A 16,250-nucleotide genomic window follows, 5' to 3' on the forward strand; every position below is an offset into this window, starting at 1 on the left:
TGCGTGAAACCCGGTGGTCGGCGCTGCCGCGCAGACGCCCACGACAACGACGCCGGACAACAGGAGACGCGAACAGACATGGCCTCGACCGCCAACGCCGCCACGGCCCCCCTGCTTCGCGATGTGATCGACATCAAGAAGTCGATCTCCACCTCCGACTTCGTCCTGAAGCTCGCCGAGGCGGTCACCGACGAAGGAGCCGAGCGTGCGCTGCGCGACTACGTCGTCACCGAGCGCCTCCTGGAGAACTTCGATGAAGCCCTCGGTCTGATCAAGGCCACCCTCGACGGGCACACTTCGAAGGCCGCGTACCTCCACGGTTCCTTCGGTTCCGGTAAGTCGCACTTCATGGCGGTCCTCCACGCCCTTCTCCGCGGCGACCGGGCCGCACTCTCCCGCCACGAGTTCGACCCGGTCTTGGCCCGCCATGAGTGGCTGAGCGTCGAACGCAGGCAGTTCCTGCTGGTCCCGTATCACATGCTCGGCGCGAAGTCCTTGGAGCAGCGGGTCCTCGGCGGATACGTCAGCCACGTCAAGGCCCTCCACCCGAGCGCGCCCACCCCCCAGGTCTACCGCACCGACTCCCTCTTCGAGGACATCCGCTCGCACCGGCAGCGCATGGGCGACGAGGCCTTCATCAACGGGCTCAGCGGGGCCGAAGGCGGAACTGCCAAGGGCGACGAGTGGGGCGACGCCTTCGCCTGGACTCCCGCCCTGCTCGACTCCGCGCTCGACGCCGAGGAGCTGGACGGAGGCGAGGTCAACCTCAATCTGGTCAACCCGTCCACCCCCGCCGAGCTGCGCGCCAAGCTGGTGCACGATGCCAGTACCACGTGGTTCCCCGGCTTCGCGAAGAACGCCGCCGAGGACGAGCAAGGGTTCATCTCCCTCGACGCCGGCCTGGCCGTGATCGCCGAGCACGCGAAGTCGCTCGGCTACGACGGCCTGATCCTCTTCATGGACGAATTGATCCTCTGGCTCGCCAACCGCATCCACGACCAGCAGTTCGTCTCCCGCGAAGCCGACAAGATCACCAACTTCGTCGAGGGAGCCGACGCCCGCCGCGCCATCCCGATCATGTCGTTCATCGCCCGCCAACGCGACCTCCGCGAGCTGGTCGGTGAAGAAACCTCCGGCGCCGCCGAGAGCGCGATCCAGCAAAGCCTCACCCTCGCCTCCGGCCGCTTCGACAAGATCACGCTGGAGGACCGCAACCTCCCCCAGATCGCCCACGCCCGTCTCCTCAGGCCGAAGGACGCCGAGGCGGCAGCCAAGCTCAACGACGCCTTCACCCGGATCAAGCGGGTCGGTCCGCAGGTCTGGGACACCCTGCTCGGCTCGGACGAGGGGACAACGGGCGCGGACGAGGAGTCGTTCCGGCTGACGTACCCCTTCTCCCCCGCGTTCATGGACACCCTCGTCCACATCTCCTCGGCCCTCCAGCGTTCCCGCACGGGCCTCAAGCTCATGGGCCAGCTGCTTGCCAGCCACCGGGACGAACTCACACTCAACGACCTCGTCCCGCTCGGCGATCTCTACCCGGTGATCGCGGACGGCGGCGACAAGCCCTTCGTGGACAGCCTGAAGGCCGAGTTCCAGGCCGCCGACAAGCTGTACCGCACCAAGCTGCGCCCGCACCTCCTGGCGACGTACGACGTCACCGAGGAGGATGTCGAGCGCTACCGGCACCGCCGGGAAAGCATCACCGAAAAGCAGCTCGCGGACCGCTGCAAGGCCTTCGTCGGCGACAACCGGCTGATGTGCACCCTCCTGCTGTCAGCCCTCGCACCCAGCGTGCCCGCCTTGCGGGACCTGACCATCCGGCGCCTCGGCGCGCTCAACCACGGCTCGGTCGTCTCGCCCATCCCCGGCGCCGAGGTGGGCACCATCGCGGCGAAGGTGGCCGACTGGGCCAACCGCAGCGCTGAGATCAAGGTGACCGGCACCGGCCCCAACGCCATCGTGCAGCTGGAGCTGGCCGGAGTTGACGTCGACTCCGTCATCGCCAATGCCAACGTCAACAACAACCTCCCGAACCGCCGGTCCCTCGCCAAGCGCCTCCTGGAGGAGGAACTGCGGCTGAACCGCCAGGACCAGCTCGGCTCCGACGAGCTGCGGCTGGTGTGGCGCGGGACTAACCGGACTGCCGAGGTGGTCTTCGGCAACGTCGCCGACCCGGACTCGATGCCCGACCACGACTTCGCCCCCGGCACGCCGGGCCAGTGGCGGCTGGTCATCGACCTGCCCTACGACGAGGGCCAGAAGGGCCCCCGTGAGGACGTCACCCGCATGGAGCGGCTGCGCGAGCGCCCCGGCGCGGCGCCGCAGACCGTTGCATGGATCCCGACCCACCTGTCGAACGCCCGCTTCCAGGACTTCCAGCGACTGGTCACCATCGACTACGCGCTCGCCGACCAGCGCCGCTTCGACACCCAGTACGCCCAGCACCTGAACGCCGACAACCGGGCCCGGGCCAAGGCCCTGCTCGAAGGCCAGCGCGACTCCCTCATCAAGACGATGAAGGCGGCTTTCCGGCAGGCCTACGGCTGCGCAGCCAAGCTGCCCGCCGATGTGGACGTGTCCTTCGAGGACCACTTCGCATCCCTGCGCGAGGTGCCGGACCTGAAGGTCTCCGTCGGCCAGACCCTCGCCGACGCGGCCCGGCACATCGCCTCGAAGCTGCTGGCCCAGCAGTTCCCCGCGCACCCGGACCTCGATCCCGACAACACCCACACCGCATTCAAGCCCGCCGACCTACGGACCGTCTTCGGTCACATCCGGGCCGCTTCCGAGGCCGGCGACCGGCAGGCCGAGATCCCGGCAAAGGACCGCATCGCCATGCGGCGCCTCGCCGAACCGCTTCAGCTCGGCCAGCAGAAGGAGGCGTACTTCCGCCTCTCGACCCGTTGGGTGGAGCACTTCGCGCTGCAGGCTCGCGCAGAGGGCGGCCACGGGGACCTGACCGTCGTACAGCTCACCGACTGGATCGACCGGCCCCAGCCGATGGGGCTGGAACCGCTGCTCGCCAATCTAGTGATCGCCGCGTACGCGGAAATGGACGACCGGGTATGGGTGCGGGGCGGATCCCCACTGGATCCCGCACCCGAGCCCGCCGGCATCAAGCCCATCGATGCGTTGCGCTCCCAGCCGCTGCCCGAGCCGGAGGTATGGGAGGAGGCGGGCCGCCGCTTCCTGGACATCTTCGGCGACAGCGCGCCGACCCTGCGTCGGGGCCGACTCGTCGGCCAGTTCGCCCGGCAGATCACCAGCGCGGCCAGGAACTACCGCGATGACGTCGACGCGCTCGTGACCCAGTTGGAGAGCCACTCCGTCCTGCTCGGCCTGGACAGCACGGTCGAGGACGGACGGCTGGCCCTGGCCCGGCGCTCCCGCGACCTGCTGCACGAACTGTCGGGCCTGGAGCAGGGCCCGTCCGGTGCTTCCTCCGCAGCCAAGCAGATCATCACCACCTTCGCTTCCTTCGACCTCCGCGGCGTGCCCGCCAGCCGGTACAGCACCTCGGTCAAGCAGGCGCGCGCCGTGGCCAAGGCCTTGCTCGTCGGGCCCTGGAAGCTGCTGGAGCGAGCACACAAGTACGGGGCGGCCGGCGAGGCCGTGCTCGAAGCCCTGCACGCTGCCGCGCAGGCCGATCAGCGCACGGCCAAGCTGGAGGACGCACTGGCCGACGCCGAGGCGGCCATGCACACCGTCCTCGACCGAGCCGAGGCGGCTGCCGCCCCCGCCAGGACAGCGCCCGCCGCCGAACCGACGCCCACGCCGGACCTGCCGCGCGACCCCAATCAGATCGATCTCAACACCGAGACCAGCCGGCCTCCGGTACCCACCACCCACCCCACCGGCACCGGTTCCGGCCGGGCCGCGCGCCGCTCCGGCGGTGGCCGGACCAAGGCGGCCAAGGCCGTGGCCGAGCTGCATGCCGAGCTGGCCGAGCTGCTGGCCGCCGAGCCGGACGCGACCGTCGAGATCAGCTGGCGGGTGGTCGAGTGACCCCCGAGGCCCCGGAGCCGGTGCCGGCGTCGTCCCCGTCCGCGTCGCGTACGGCTACGACAAGCGCGGTACGGCTCAACGCCGCCACCATCACCCAGTACCTGGCAGCCCAGCCCCGCCTCCGGTCCTCCACCAAGCGTCGCGCGGTGCTTCTGCGGGCCGCGCCCCAGTGGGACGGCCCCGCCGAGGTGGTCTGGGGGGAAGCCCGGCGCGCCCGCGTGGCCGCCGCGCCCTCGCCGCTCGCCGTGTACGAGGAGGTCCTCGCCCACCTGGCACCCGGGGCCACCGGCCCCGAGGTGCTGACCATCCTGGTGGACCGGGAGGAGTCGGAACTGGGCCCCGACGTCCTGGCCAAGGTTTACAAGAACCGGGTCAACGCCGTCGACACCTGGGACGTCGTACGCGAGACCTTCGCCGCGGCTGACACCGATCCGCGCCTGCTGAACTCCAACTGGGCCGCGGAAGCCCTCCTGGACGCCGCACCTCCGGGCGGTTGGCCGGCGGTGGCCGGCGGCATGCTGGAGCGGCGGGACACCCTCGCCAAGCTGGCCCTGCGGCGGCTCGGCATCGGCCGCTACGACCCCGACCATCCCGCCACGGGATCTCAGGCGGACGTGGTCGACGTGCCCGCACTGCTGAGCTGGTCCCTGCAGCCCGGCGGACCGGACCGTTTCCTCGCGCTGCGCATCGACGAGCGGAAGGGGCTCGCCGAGTTCCTCGCGGAGGACGAACAGGCCGGGAAGGCCGGCCAGTCGCTGTTCGCACTGGTGAGCGCCGAACACGGGGCGGACGCCGTGGCCTTCGGGCTGCTCTGTGCAGCCCTCTGGAACCACGCCGACCCGCAGGCCGACGCGGAGGTCTACCGTGCCCGCGGCCGGGCCGAGCGCTGGTTCGGGGAGGAGTCCGAGGTCCGGGGCGAGGCGCTCGACGCGCTGGCCGCCGCCTTCGGGCGGGCTTGCGAGGAGTTCGTCTCCGGTCTGCTGCTCACCGACCGGACCGGGCAGGCGGACAGCGGCGATGCCCCGTACGACGCGCGCCGGATGTCCGCGACCGTGCTGGACCGGGCCACCTCCCTGGTGCGGCAGTTCGGGGCGGAGGCGGCCGGTCGCCGTAGCCCCGTACTCCGGGAAGGACTGGAGGCGCGCTTCGCCGATGCCGGTGCAGCGCTGCGCTCCGGTGCTGGGCAACAGGTGCGGGAAGCACTGGACGCGCTGCGGAATCACAGGCTCGCGCCCCGGCAGGACGAGTCGGTCCGTATCGAGCGGGTCGCCATGGCCGGACGCCTGGCGCAGTGGCTGGCGGACGGGCCGGACACCGACGTGCCCCACGTGGGCGAAGCCGTCGCCCGGCACATGCGCGAGACCAGCTGGGTGGACATGGCCCTGGAGCATGTCCAGGCGGGCGGGGACACCGAGCCGGAGCTGAAGGCAGCGTACGACGCTGTGTGCGGCAAGGTACGGGAGAAGAGGCGGGCCATCGACCGGGCCTTCGCGCGGACGCTGGCGGTACGGACCGAGGCGGCCCAAGGCGCGGGCTCGATGCTGACCGTGGAGACGTTCCTGCCGGAGGTCATCGCACCCCTGGTGAAGGACAAGAAGCGGCGTCTGCTGCTCCTGGTACTGGACGGCATGAGCGCCGCCATCGCCGCCGAACTCGGCGAGGAACTCCGCGAGAGCTGGGCGGAGTACGACCCGCTGCCCGAGAGCCGGACCAAGGACATTCCGCGCCGTCGTGGCATGGCAGCCGCTCTGCCCACCGTCACGGCCGTCTCGCGGACCTCACTGTTCGCGGCGCGGTTGACGCTCGGCTCGCAGAAGGACGAGAAGCGGCTGTTCCCTGCGCACCGTTTCTGGGGTGAGCAGAAGGCAGCCGTCTTCCACAAGGACGACCTGCGGGCCGACAGCGGCGGTGACTGGCTGGGCCCCGAGCTGCTAGCGGCGTTGGAGGGCGACGAGACGCACGTCGCGGTCGTGCTGAACACGGTCGACGACAGGCTCTCCAGTGAGCACAAGCTCGGCGACGGTGCCTGGCGACTGGCCGACATAGGGGCACTGCGCGACCTGCTGCGCTACGCCGCACGGCAGGGCAGGGGCGTGGTCCTGACCAGCGACCACGGGCATGTCGTCGACCGGCACGGGTACCGGGTCTCGGCCCCGAGCATGGAATCAGCCCGCCACCGCAGTGCAGGTAAGACCGGGGAACCCCTCGCCGAGGCTGAAGTGCGGCTGTCCGGGCCCCGCGTGGTGGCGCCAGAACCAGGCGGCGAGATCATCGCCCTGTGGGATGCGGACGCGCGCTACAGCTCGCAGCGGGCCGGATACCACGGCGGCGCCGCACTCTCGGAGTTCACGATTCCCGTGCTGGCCTTCCTGCCGTTCGGGGCGACGCCGCCGAAGGGCTGGCGGGAGCTGGGCAGCCAGCGGCCGGCTTGGTGGGAGCCGCGGGTGGGACGTCCGGAGGCTGCTGCGGTGGCCGTTCATGTTCCTGCACCAGCACCCACGAAGTCCGGTACCGGCAGGCAGTCGAAGGCAGAGGCCGAGCTGGCCAAGAGCCACGACTCGCTGTTCGATGTGGCGCTGGTACCGCCCTCGACACCCTCGGCCGACGGTGCGTTGCTGTCCGTGGAATTGGTCTTGCCCGACGATGCGCTGGTCAGCGGACTGCTGGCGTCGGAGATCTACAAGGCGCAGATCGGCATGCTGGTGAACAAACCGACTTCGGTACAGGTCGAACGAGCACTGCGGGCCCTGCTCGAAGCGAGCGGGACGCTCCCCATGTCTGCGCTAGCCCAGCGGGTGGGTATCAAGCCGCCACGACGCCCGGAGGGCTTCGCCGCCGTCCTGCGGCAGCTGCTCAACTACGACGGCGTGCAAGTGCTGGAAACGCTGCAGGACGGTCGGACACTGCGCCTGAATCTTGCGCTGCTGCGGGAGCAGTTCGAGCTGAGGTGACCGGGGCGTGGGGCTCGGCGAATGCCCAGCCCCACGCCCGGTCCTAGTGGTCCGGAACGTACTGGCGCAGCATCTGCACGAACTTGCGGAGTTCCTCTGTCATCGAGTCCGGCAACGGCTGCGGATCGAAGTGCGCAATCCGGTTGCGGATATCCCGCACCCGGTCGAGCTGGTGCACGAACCCGACCCGGTCTACACCACCCCAGCCAAGGTCTTGCCAATTCTGATCTGCTTTGGGGCGCAGGGACTCTTCCCTCTGCTGGCCGTCCAGCAGGCGCACGTAATCCCCGAACATCAGATCGGAGATCTGCCCGGTCTGCCGCTTCTTGGGCTGCACAGCGCGAATCGCGTCAGGATGGATGGCCCGGCCGAGGCACTTGCGGATCCGGAATTCGATCTCACCGACCATGAAGAACGGGCGCGCAGTGACGCTGAAACGCTCCGTGATGTCCGAGGATGTCACAATCCCCTTGAACACTCCGTCGTTCCCCCGCACAAGCACGTAGCCGCTCTCGCTCAACCGCGGCAGGATCGCGAAGAACTCATGGTGCTCCTCGACGACCGGAACAACCGTCTCCATGGCGTTGGCCAAGGTCGGCTTGAGGTTCGTCTCGTAGAGCTTGGCAACGGAGCTCCAGGTGATGACTCCGTGCAACGTGTTGTTCGACTCCACGATGGGCAGCTGGGAGTATCCGTGCCAGCGCATGAGATGCGTGGCCTGGATGAGTTGCGCCGTGGGTCCGAGCGAGGTGAATCCGCTCTTATCCATGAGGATATCGCCGACCCGCAGCGCGTGTTGAGGCAGGGCGCCTGTCGGAAGCTCCTCCTCGTCGGCCTCGGGGTCGGGATCCGCAGGAGCGTCAGCCTCCTGCGCCAGCTGTATGTGAAGAGGTGTGCCGTGGCCACACGTCGCGAAGGACGGGACAGCGGTCAGTCCCGCTGCTTTCAGCGCCTGCTCGATGAGTAGGACGGCTTGGCCGTCGCGGATACGCATCCCGAAGAGGGCGAGCAGTTCCGTCACGTGGACCGACTTGCCCTTGAGCGCGAGGATGTCTGCGGACGAGGGGTTCTGAGCCATGATCTGTCTCACCTCCCCTGGGCGTCGCGGTACACGGTCCGCTTGCCCATCGCCGTTTGCACAAGATCCAACAACTGCTTCGCCCGGTTGTCATAGAACTGGTCGAAGTCAGGCTCGTGAACCAGCGCAGGGTCGATCAGGTGCGTGGCAAGAACGTCGTCGAACCACTCCGAACGCAGACCTGATTCGAGCTGAAGAGTCTTCAGGTAGGAACTGGGGGCCCCGGCCATGCTGCGGCCGGCACGGAGGGACAGCGGAGTCTTGTTGACGATGGAGGTCGCGTGCATCTTGTGGCGTCCGGAGGTCTTGGCCACCCAGTTCTTCGGGAAGATCAGCCGTACATCGACATTCTGCGCAATGATCTGTGACGCCTTGAGCGGGCCCTCGGTGAAGTACCAGTCCACCGCTCCCTGCTTGATGAGCAGCGCGTAGATGCCCTTGTAGGCGGCGCTGTTCCGGGTAGTGAGGGTGTCGAGTCGATCATCCAGGAAGACGGCCTCGGTCACGGTCTCCGGCACCACGCTCGGCTCGCGTCTGATCCAGGCAACGAGTTGCTCCACATCACGTGAGACACGGGTCTCGGTCGACTGGCCGTACATCTCCCCCAGCACACCGTTCCAGTACCACTGGTCGATCCGCTCCTCCCCTCCCGCCGCGTCGGTCTCCTCTCCGACAATGGCGCGGACAGCGGCGAGCGGTACCAACTGCGAGCGGTACGGGAGGTCCCCCGCCCGGACAATGCACTGCCTTTCCAAGAACTCGCCGACCCATTCGAAGGCATCGGTGATCCGCGGAGCCAACCGGCGGAAGTCGGCCAACGGGAGGTTCAACAAGTCCCGGCGCTTACAGGAGACGGCGGCGGCGTCCCCGGCCTGCTTCAACTCCCACGTGCGCAGGAGTGCAACGGCCTGGAGGAAGTCACTGCTACTGAGACCGTCGTCAGAGCCCGCTTCCGGGCTGCCGAACACGGGAAAACGGTTGGAGAGCCGCTGCTTCGCGGCCTCCCAGACGGTCGGTAGCTGGTAGTAGTCGCCGAACTCGGAAACGTGCTCCTGATTGCCTGCGAACGTCGCAGTCAGCAGCTCAAAGACGTTGAGCGGCACGCCTCCAGTGTTGACGCGCTCGAACACCGCACAGACGGCGTCCATGGTGGTCGCAGCCGGAAGATTGATCATGGGTGCGACGAATGAGTTGACGTGGTTCAGCACGCGGCCCTGAAAGGCCGACCAGCGCGGCCAGTTGGCTGCGTCCGACGTCACATACGCCTGCTGCCACGCCGTGGTCCGGTCCGTATCGAACACGATATTGAGCGGGAACATCCCCGCATTGCATTCGAGCTCGGTCGTACTCAGGTCGAGACTGATCCGCTGCGCCGAGCCCGTCGTCAGCACCCGGCTCTCGGGCACGGAAATGATCGCCTCATCGCGGTCGGCGGGAGACCCGACAGCCTTGGCGATATCGATGTAGTACCAGGCCCTCATGTCGTTGCCCCGGCCGTCGACCGTGTCGACGGGCTCGTCCCGGTACAACGCCTGGAAGAGCGAAGTGAGCCGCTGCTGGCCATCCAGCAAGAGCAGATCAGGCGTACGCCCTTCGCAGCCCTCTGCTCCGCTGAGCGGTCGGGCCCGGAAGCGAGTGGTGTCTCCGGTCTGGAGCGCCATGACCACACCGAGTGGGTAGTCGAGTGTCACTGTGGCGATGATCGCCTTGATGCGCTCGTCGTCCCACTTCCACTTGCGCTGGAAGTCGGGGAGCTGAAGGGCTCCCGAGGCCACATCCTGAAGCAGCTTCTTGAGCTGTGGACTGTCAAGCGACACGCTCGTCGATCCCCCACCAATGGCGCGTGAAATGTGCAATAGGCAATTGCACCAATGCTCCCCATCTCGCGTCAACGGCTATTTTCAGCCTTGATCAGCTTCAGCTCGTTCGGCCCATCCCCTGACCACGGGATGAAACACTGATCCCGTGAGCACCGAACAGCCCCACCGCCCCGCTTCCGTCAGTGCGGCGCGCCGCCGTGACGTCATCGACGCACTGCGCCGCGGAGCCGTGCCCGAATCGGGGCTAGACCTGCTGGCCACGGGACTCGACCGGTTTGAGGCCGCGCTCGACACGGAACTGGAAGCGGTCGCCTCCGGCTCCTCCGTCTTCAAGGCCGTGCGCGGAGAGTACGGGTCCGGCAAGACCTTCTTCACCCGGTGGCTCGGCGAGCGTGCCAAGAGGCGGAACTTCGCAGTGGCCGAGATCCAGATCTCCGAGACCGAGACCCCGCTGCACAAGCTGGAGACCGTCTACCGGCGGCTGACCGAGCGGCTGGCGACGCCCGGGTTCCCACCGAGTGCCCTGCGGCCCGCGGTCGACGCCTGGTTCTACACCCTGGAGGAACACGCACTCGCCGCCGGGGTGACCGACGAGGAGCTCGCAGGTCAGGTAGACCGGTTGATGGCGGCCCGGCTGGCCGAGGTCTCGCGGCACGCACCCTCGTTCGCGGCCGCATTGCGCGGCTACCGCACCGCCCAGGAGACGGGCGACGAGGCGACCGCATCGGCTGTGATGGCCTGGCTGGGCGGGCAGCCCCACGTAGCGGCCTCCGCACGCCGGGCCGCAGGGGTGCGCGGCGACTTGGATCACTTCGGGGCGTTCGGCTTCCTGCAGGGGCTCCTCACCGTGCTGCGCGATTCGGGTCATGCAGGGCTGTTCCTCGTTCTGGACGAGGTCGAGACGCTGCAGCGGGTCCGCTCCGACGCCCGCGACAAGGCGCTCAACGCCCTGCGCCAGCTCATCGACGAGGTCCACTCGGGCCGGTTCCCGGGCCTCTATCTCGTGATCACCGGGACTCCTGCCTTCTTCGACGGCCAGCAGGGGGTGCAGCGACTCGCACCGCTCGCCCAGCGGCTGGCCACCGACTTCACCACCGATCCCCGCTTCGACAATCCTCGCGCGGTGCAGATCCGACTTCCGGGCTTCACCCAGGAGTCTCTGGTGTCCCTCGGGCTCACGATCCGCGATCTGTACGCCAGCGGATCCGACGCGCCGGACCGGGTACGCGCAACCGCAGACGACGCGTACGTCGCCGACCTGGCCAAGGCCGTCGGCGGGGCTCTGGGCGGGAAGGTGGGTGTGGCACCCCGGCTATTCCTAAAGAAGCTGGTGGGCGACGTCCTGGACAGGATCGACCAGTTCGAGGACTTCGACCCGCGGACGCACTACGCGCTGACCATGAGTCCGTCGGAGATGAGCGTGGTGGAACGCAACGCCGCCGCCGGCAGCGCCGACGAGGTCGAACTGGAACTCCCATGACCCAGAGCACTGATCCGCTCGACCGGCTGCACCCGGGGCTCCTGCACCACATCGTCAACACACTTGGCTGGCCAGGGCTGCGCCCCCTCCAACAGGAGTCGATCGAGCCGCTGTTGGAGGGCTCGGACGCCGTACTGCTCGCCCCCACCGCGGGCGGGAAGACAGAGGCGGCCTCCTTCCCCCTGCTGTCACGCATGGCCACGGAGCAGTGGACCGGCACATCGGTGCTGTACGTGTGCCCGCTCAAGGCTCTGCTCAACAATCTGCTGCCGCGGCTGGAGACGTACACCTCGTGGCTGGGGCGAACGGCCGCTCTTTGGCACGGCGACGTACCGCAGGCACGGCGCAAGAGGCTCCTGCGTGAGCGGCCGGACGTGCTGCTGACCACGCCGGAGTCGCTGGAGTCGATGCTGGTCAGCACCAATGTCGATCACCGGGCGTTCTTCTCCGGGCTGCGCGCCATCGTGGTGGACGAGGTGCACGCCTTCGCCGGTGACGACCGCGGCTGGCATCTGCTCGCCGTGCTGGAGCGGCTGGAGCGGCTGGTGGAACGGCCGGTCCAACGGATCGGGCTCTCGGCCACCGTGGGCAATCCAGAGCAGTTGGTGCAGTGGCTTCAGGGATCGGGGGCAGCCAAGCGGCCCGCTCGGGTCGTCGCCCCGCATCTGCGCGAGGAATCCCCGACGCTCCCGCCGCCCGGGGACGTACAGCTCGACTACGTGGGCTCCCTCTCCAATGCCGCCACGGTGATCGCCGCACTCCACCAGGGCGAGAAGCGACTGGTGTTCTGCGAGTCACGCAAGCAGGTCGAGGAGCTCGGGGCCGGCCTGCGGGCCAAGGGCGTGACCACCTTCCTCTCGCACGCCTCCCTTTCCGCGGACGAACGTCGACGGGCCGAGGAGGCTTTCGCCGAAGCCAGGGACTGTGTGATCGTCTCCACCAGCACCTTGGAGCTCGGGATCGACGTAGGTGATCTGGACCGGGTCATCCAGGTCGACGCACCGAGCACCGTGGCTTCCTTCCTGCAGCGGCTCGGACGCACCGGCCGACGGCCCAGGTCCACGCGAAACTGCCTGTTCCTTGCCCTGGACGAGGACGGACTGCTGGCCGCAGCCGCGCTGCTCCTCCTGTGGGGTCGCGGCTGGGTAGAACCAGTGACCGCCCCACCCGAACCTCGGCACATCGCCGCTCAGCAGATCCTCGCGCTCTGCCTGCAAGAACACCAGGTGGGCGATCAGCTCTGGCAGGAGTGGTGGGGAGGCCTCGGCCCGTTCGGCCCGGCCGCCGAACCGGTGGTACGGCACCTCGTCTCGGAAGGCTTTCTGGACCAGGACGGCGGCATGCTCTTCATCGGGCCCGAGGCGGAGAAGCGGTTCGGATACCGCCACTTCATGGACCTCACCGCTGTATTCACAGCGGCCCCCGAGTTCACCGTGCTGGCCGGCCGCACCGAGATCGGTACGACCGATCCGGCGCTGCTGACCGAGGAGGTCGCAGGTCCGCGCCGGCTCCTCCTCGCCGGCCGCAGTTGGCAGGTGACGTACATCGACTGGTCGAGACGCCGCTGCTTCGTGGAGCCGGTGGACAGTGGGGGGCGAGCCCGCTGGGGCGGCCTGGGTATGGCCCGTGCCACCTCGTACGAGCTCACCCGTGCCGTACGCGACGTGCTGCTCGGGGCGACCCCGCCCGTCACCCTCACCCGTCGCGCACAAGGGGCGCTCACCCAAGCCCGGGAGGAAAACGGCGAACTCGTCCACACCGGGGGAACAGTGATCGTCCGCGGAGGCCGAGACACCAATATGCGCTGGTGGACATGGGCCGGGTACCGAGCCAATGCCACCCTCGCCGCCAGCCTCGGCCCGGTCACAGACCCACTGCAGCGCCCGACGGCCGCATACCTGCGGTTGCGTGAAGACATCACGCCGCAGGAATGGGCGAAGGCCGCGGCTGACGCCTCCGAGCAGCTGTGCCTGCCCTCAGTGGACTCGCGGGCACTGACGGGCCTCAAGTTCAGCACGGCGCTGCCACCCCGGCTCGCGGAGGCCACACTCGCTGCCCGACTGGCGGACCTCGACGGCGCCGCCGAGGTACTGCGGGAGCCGACGAGGTTCGTTGTTCACACGCACCCGTAGAAGCGACCGCCCGTAGTTCGGCGACAACTACGCCTAGTTCGGCGACGACTCAGTGAGTCGGCCTGACCCGACGGCGGGTGGCAGGGCGAGGGGCAAGCGAGAGTATGCGCAGCAAGCTTCCACTCGCTGCCTTGAGCTACGGCCGCTACCCCGCCGCGGTGAGTGCCGCGGCCAGGGTGCGGGCGCTTGGTGGGGTGCCGTGGGGTGCAGCGACGTACGGGCGGTGGGCCTCGTCCAGGGTGGGCATGAGGCTCGGGGCGCGGTTGTTGGGGGCGCGGTCGAGGAGCGTGGTGCCGGTCTCGGCCTCCTGAGTGGGGGCGTAGCCGGCCGTGCGGAGGGCTGACAGCGTCTCCTCCGGCGGGGCTGTGGAGATCAGGACGGTTGGGGCGATTCGGCGCAGGCGGAGTTTGGTCAGGCCGCGGGCCTGGGCCACCTCGGCGATCAGGGCGGTGTCGTCGGAGCGGATGCAGCAGGCGGAGCGGACGACCTTGAGCTGTCCGTGGGTGCGGGCGGTGTCCTTGATCGTGTAGGCCAGCGGCTGGGGGAGGGGGGTTTCGCGCTCGCTTGCCGCCGTGAGGCGGTCGAGGAGTTCGTCCGCGCTCCAGCCGGCGTCCAGGGCCCGGCGGATGGAGGTTGCCGTGATGCGCCAGACCACCGCGTGCCCCTCGGACTCGATGTCGCCGACGGCGGAGAGCAGGTCGGCCAGGGCGGGTGCGGGCGCACCGGTGACGGTGGCGGTCAGGTCGCTTTGGAACCGGGCCCTATCGCTGGGCTCGGGCAGCGCTGCGTACAGGTCCTCGCGCAGGGCGGTCACCGCCTTCGCCAGGATGGGGCGGAGGGACAGGTCCTCGCTCAGGCCCTCGGAGCCGCGGGCCGACGGGTCCGTGTCCGCGCCGGGTACGGCCGGGTAGTGGTGGGCGGCGCCCGCCTCCAGCAGGCGGCACAGGGACCGGCCGACGGGGGTGAGCGCGCCGTGGGCGACCACGCCGAGCAGGGCCGCCTCGGTCAGGGTGGCCGCCATGCGGTCGAGGACTCCGTCCGGGCCGGTCAGCTCCCCCGTGGCGTCTGCGGCCAGGTGAGCGCGCAGGGCGGGCTGGAACCATGCGGCCAGGGAGAGCAGTTCGGTGTATCCGCGCGCGTTCGCGGTCAGCCCGTGGCCGTCGGGGAGGGTGGCGAGCGCTCGTAGGACCCCGGTGCGGAGGGTCACGGCGTCCTCGTCCTGCGGGCTGATGAGCGCGACCGGGGTCTCGTCGGGGTCCGGCCAGTGGCTGAGAACTGCGGGGACCACAGCCCAGGCGGCCAGCAGCGGGAGCAGCTTGCCCGCTGCGGGGGCGGCGGCCCAGGCGTCATAGCGGTCGCTCGGCAGCAGCCGGGCGGAGGGCTTGGGGCCCTTGGAGTTCCGGCGGCCCCGGGAAGCGGGGGCCGGTTCGTCGTCCTGGGGTGCGGCCAGGCCGGCGTTCACCGCGAGGTCCAGCCACAGCCGGGTGTCGGCCTCATCGGCCCCGGCCGCCCTGGCCAGCCGGCGGGTGTCCCGTACGGCGATCCCGCCTGCCTTGCGGATCGCGACCGGCTCGGCGGCCAGCGCCCGCAGGACGAGTTCGGCCCGCCAGGCGGCCGCCGCGGCGGCCGTGCCGCCCTCGCCCTCCCATCCGGGCGGCAGCGGCGCGGTGGCGGTGAGCGGCTCCGCCTCCAGCCGGGGGCTGGGTGTCGCACCCTCGTGACGGAGCGCACGGGCGACCTCGTACGGGAGCTCCACCAGGTCGAGGCCTACGGGGACCACGAGCCCGCGCGCGGCCAGCCAGTCCGTGCCCTCGTCGCCGCTGCCGCCCTCCCGGAAGACGTACTTGGAGTCCGGGGCCGCGTACTGCGCCCCGTACCGGCTGACGAAGCAGTGGGTGCGCAGCAGCGGCGGGCCGGGCACCACGTGGTCCAGCAGTTCCTGAGCCCGGGCCGGGGCGTCCGCCACGAGAGCCCGCACCAGGGCGGGATCGGCGAGCATGGCGGTGATCAGCTCCTGCGCCTGGTCACGCGTACGGGCCGCGCCCTCGCCGAAGAGGGTTGCGGCGATCCGCTTGACCTCGGGGGCGTTGTAGGCGGAGGTCAGCAGCCGGTCGGCGGTGCGCCCGTAACCGTCGAATCCGGCCGCCCGGACGTGCAGCAGCGGCGGCAGCGCCAGTTTCCCCTTGGGCGCGGGGAGCAACAGCGCGCGCTCCCGCAGTCGGGCGAGCGTGTGCTCCGCCCGCTGCCGCTCCGCCCCCGGCTCGAACCAGGCCAGTACGTCCCGCTCGGCCACCAGCCGTTCGGCTGGCTCCACCGGCGCCACGGGCCGGTGAAGCTGCCAGGGATAACGGGAGCCGTCCTCAGTCTCGCCGCCGGCCACGGGTCCGTGCCGCTCCAACGCCAGGGCGGCGATGGAAGCCAGCAGTTCCAGTTCGCCCGCGGTGCCCGCCATCAGGCCGTGGGCCACCGACTCGTCGGTGAGTAGGTGTTCGGCCAGTTCGCGGAGTGTGGTGATCCGCCGGTGCTCGGCGGCGAGCGGCAGATCCCGCTCTTCCAACAGGGCGGTCAGTCCCTCGGAATCCAGGGTGCCGAGCCATTTCGCCAGGGCGGTACGCGCGTTCACCCGGCCAGCCTAGCCCCGGCCGGCCACCCCGCGAGGGTGAACCCCGCGGGGGTGAAACAGGCAGCATTCCGAGGATCACCGCAGCTTGGCGATGTCCCAGCTCCTCCCCTGCGCGCGCTGTGCCCCTGACCCGGTCGCCGCTCTCACCGCCGCATGGG

7 protein-coding genes are annotated in these 16,250 nt (G+C 69.6%); 4 read left to right on the forward strand and 3 right to left on the reverse strand.

Annotation, left to right across the window (positions count from 1 at the left end):
* The first annotated feature begins 78 nt into the window (after positions 1 to 78).
* Positions 79 to 4,008, forward strand: a complete 3,930-nt coding sequence (locus tag ACGFZK_RS11635; protein WP_393848671.1) for a phage resistance protein — start codon at positions 79 to 81, stop codon at positions 4,006 to 4,008.
* On the forward strand, positions 4,005 to 6,959 hold the full coding sequence (pglZ, locus tag ACGFZK_RS11640; protein WP_393848672.1) for a BREX-2 system phosphatase PglZ: 2,955 nt from the start codon (positions 4,005 to 4,007) through the stop codon (positions 6,957 to 6,959). Before ACGFZK_RS11635 ends, pglZ begins: the two co-directional genes overlap by 4 nt.
* Positions 6,960 to 7,002: 43 nt before the next feature.
* Here the strand turns inward: pglZ and ACGFZK_RS11645 are convergent, their stop codons facing one another.
* On the reverse strand, positions 7,003 to 8,037 hold the full coding sequence (locus ACGFZK_RS11645) for an HPP family protein (protein ID WP_393848673.1): 1,035 nt from the start codon (positions 8,035 to 8,037) through the stop codon (positions 7,003 to 7,005).
* An 8-nt stretch (positions 8,038 to 8,045) separates the two neighbouring features.
* Positions 8,046 to 9,854 carry a DUF262 domain-containing protein gene (locus ACGFZK_RS11650; protein ID WP_393848674.1) on the reverse strand — a complete coding sequence of 603 codons (1,809 nt, stop codon included), beginning with the start codon at positions 9,852 to 9,854 and terminating at the stop codon, positions 8,046 to 8,048.
* A gap of 148 nt (positions 9,855 to 10,002) precedes the next feature.
* Between ACGFZK_RS11650 and brxD the strand changes: the two genes are divergently transcribed.
* Positions 10,003 to 11,337, forward strand: coding sequence for a BREX system ATP-binding protein BrxD (gene brxD, locus ACGFZK_RS11655; RefSeq protein WP_393848675.1), 1,335 nt, complete (start codon positions 10,003 to 10,005; stop codon positions 11,335 to 11,337).
* Positions 11,334 to 13,469: a DEAD/DEAH box helicase gene (locus ACGFZK_RS11660; RefSeq protein WP_393848676.1), complete on the forward strand. Its 2,136-nt coding sequence runs from the start codon at positions 11,334 to 11,336 to the stop codon at positions 13,467 to 13,469. Before brxD ends, ACGFZK_RS11660 begins: the two co-directional genes overlap by 4 nt.
* 145 nt (positions 13,470 to 13,614) lie before the next feature.
* Here ACGFZK_RS11660 and ACGFZK_RS11665 read toward each other — a convergent pair whose 3' ends face one another.
* On the reverse strand, positions 13,615 to 16,092 hold the full coding sequence (locus tag ACGFZK_RS11665) for a helicase-associated domain-containing protein (RefSeq protein ID WP_393848677.1): 2,478 nt from the start codon (positions 16,090 to 16,092) through the stop codon (positions 13,615 to 13,617).
* Between the last annotated feature and the right edge of the window lie 158 nt (positions 16,093 to 16,250).

Origin of the sequence: Streptomyces sp. NPDC048257, assembly GCF_043201855.1 — a bacterium.
Taxonomy (GTDB): domain Bacteria; phylum Actinomycetota; class Actinomycetes; order Streptomycetales; family Streptomycetaceae; genus Streptomyces.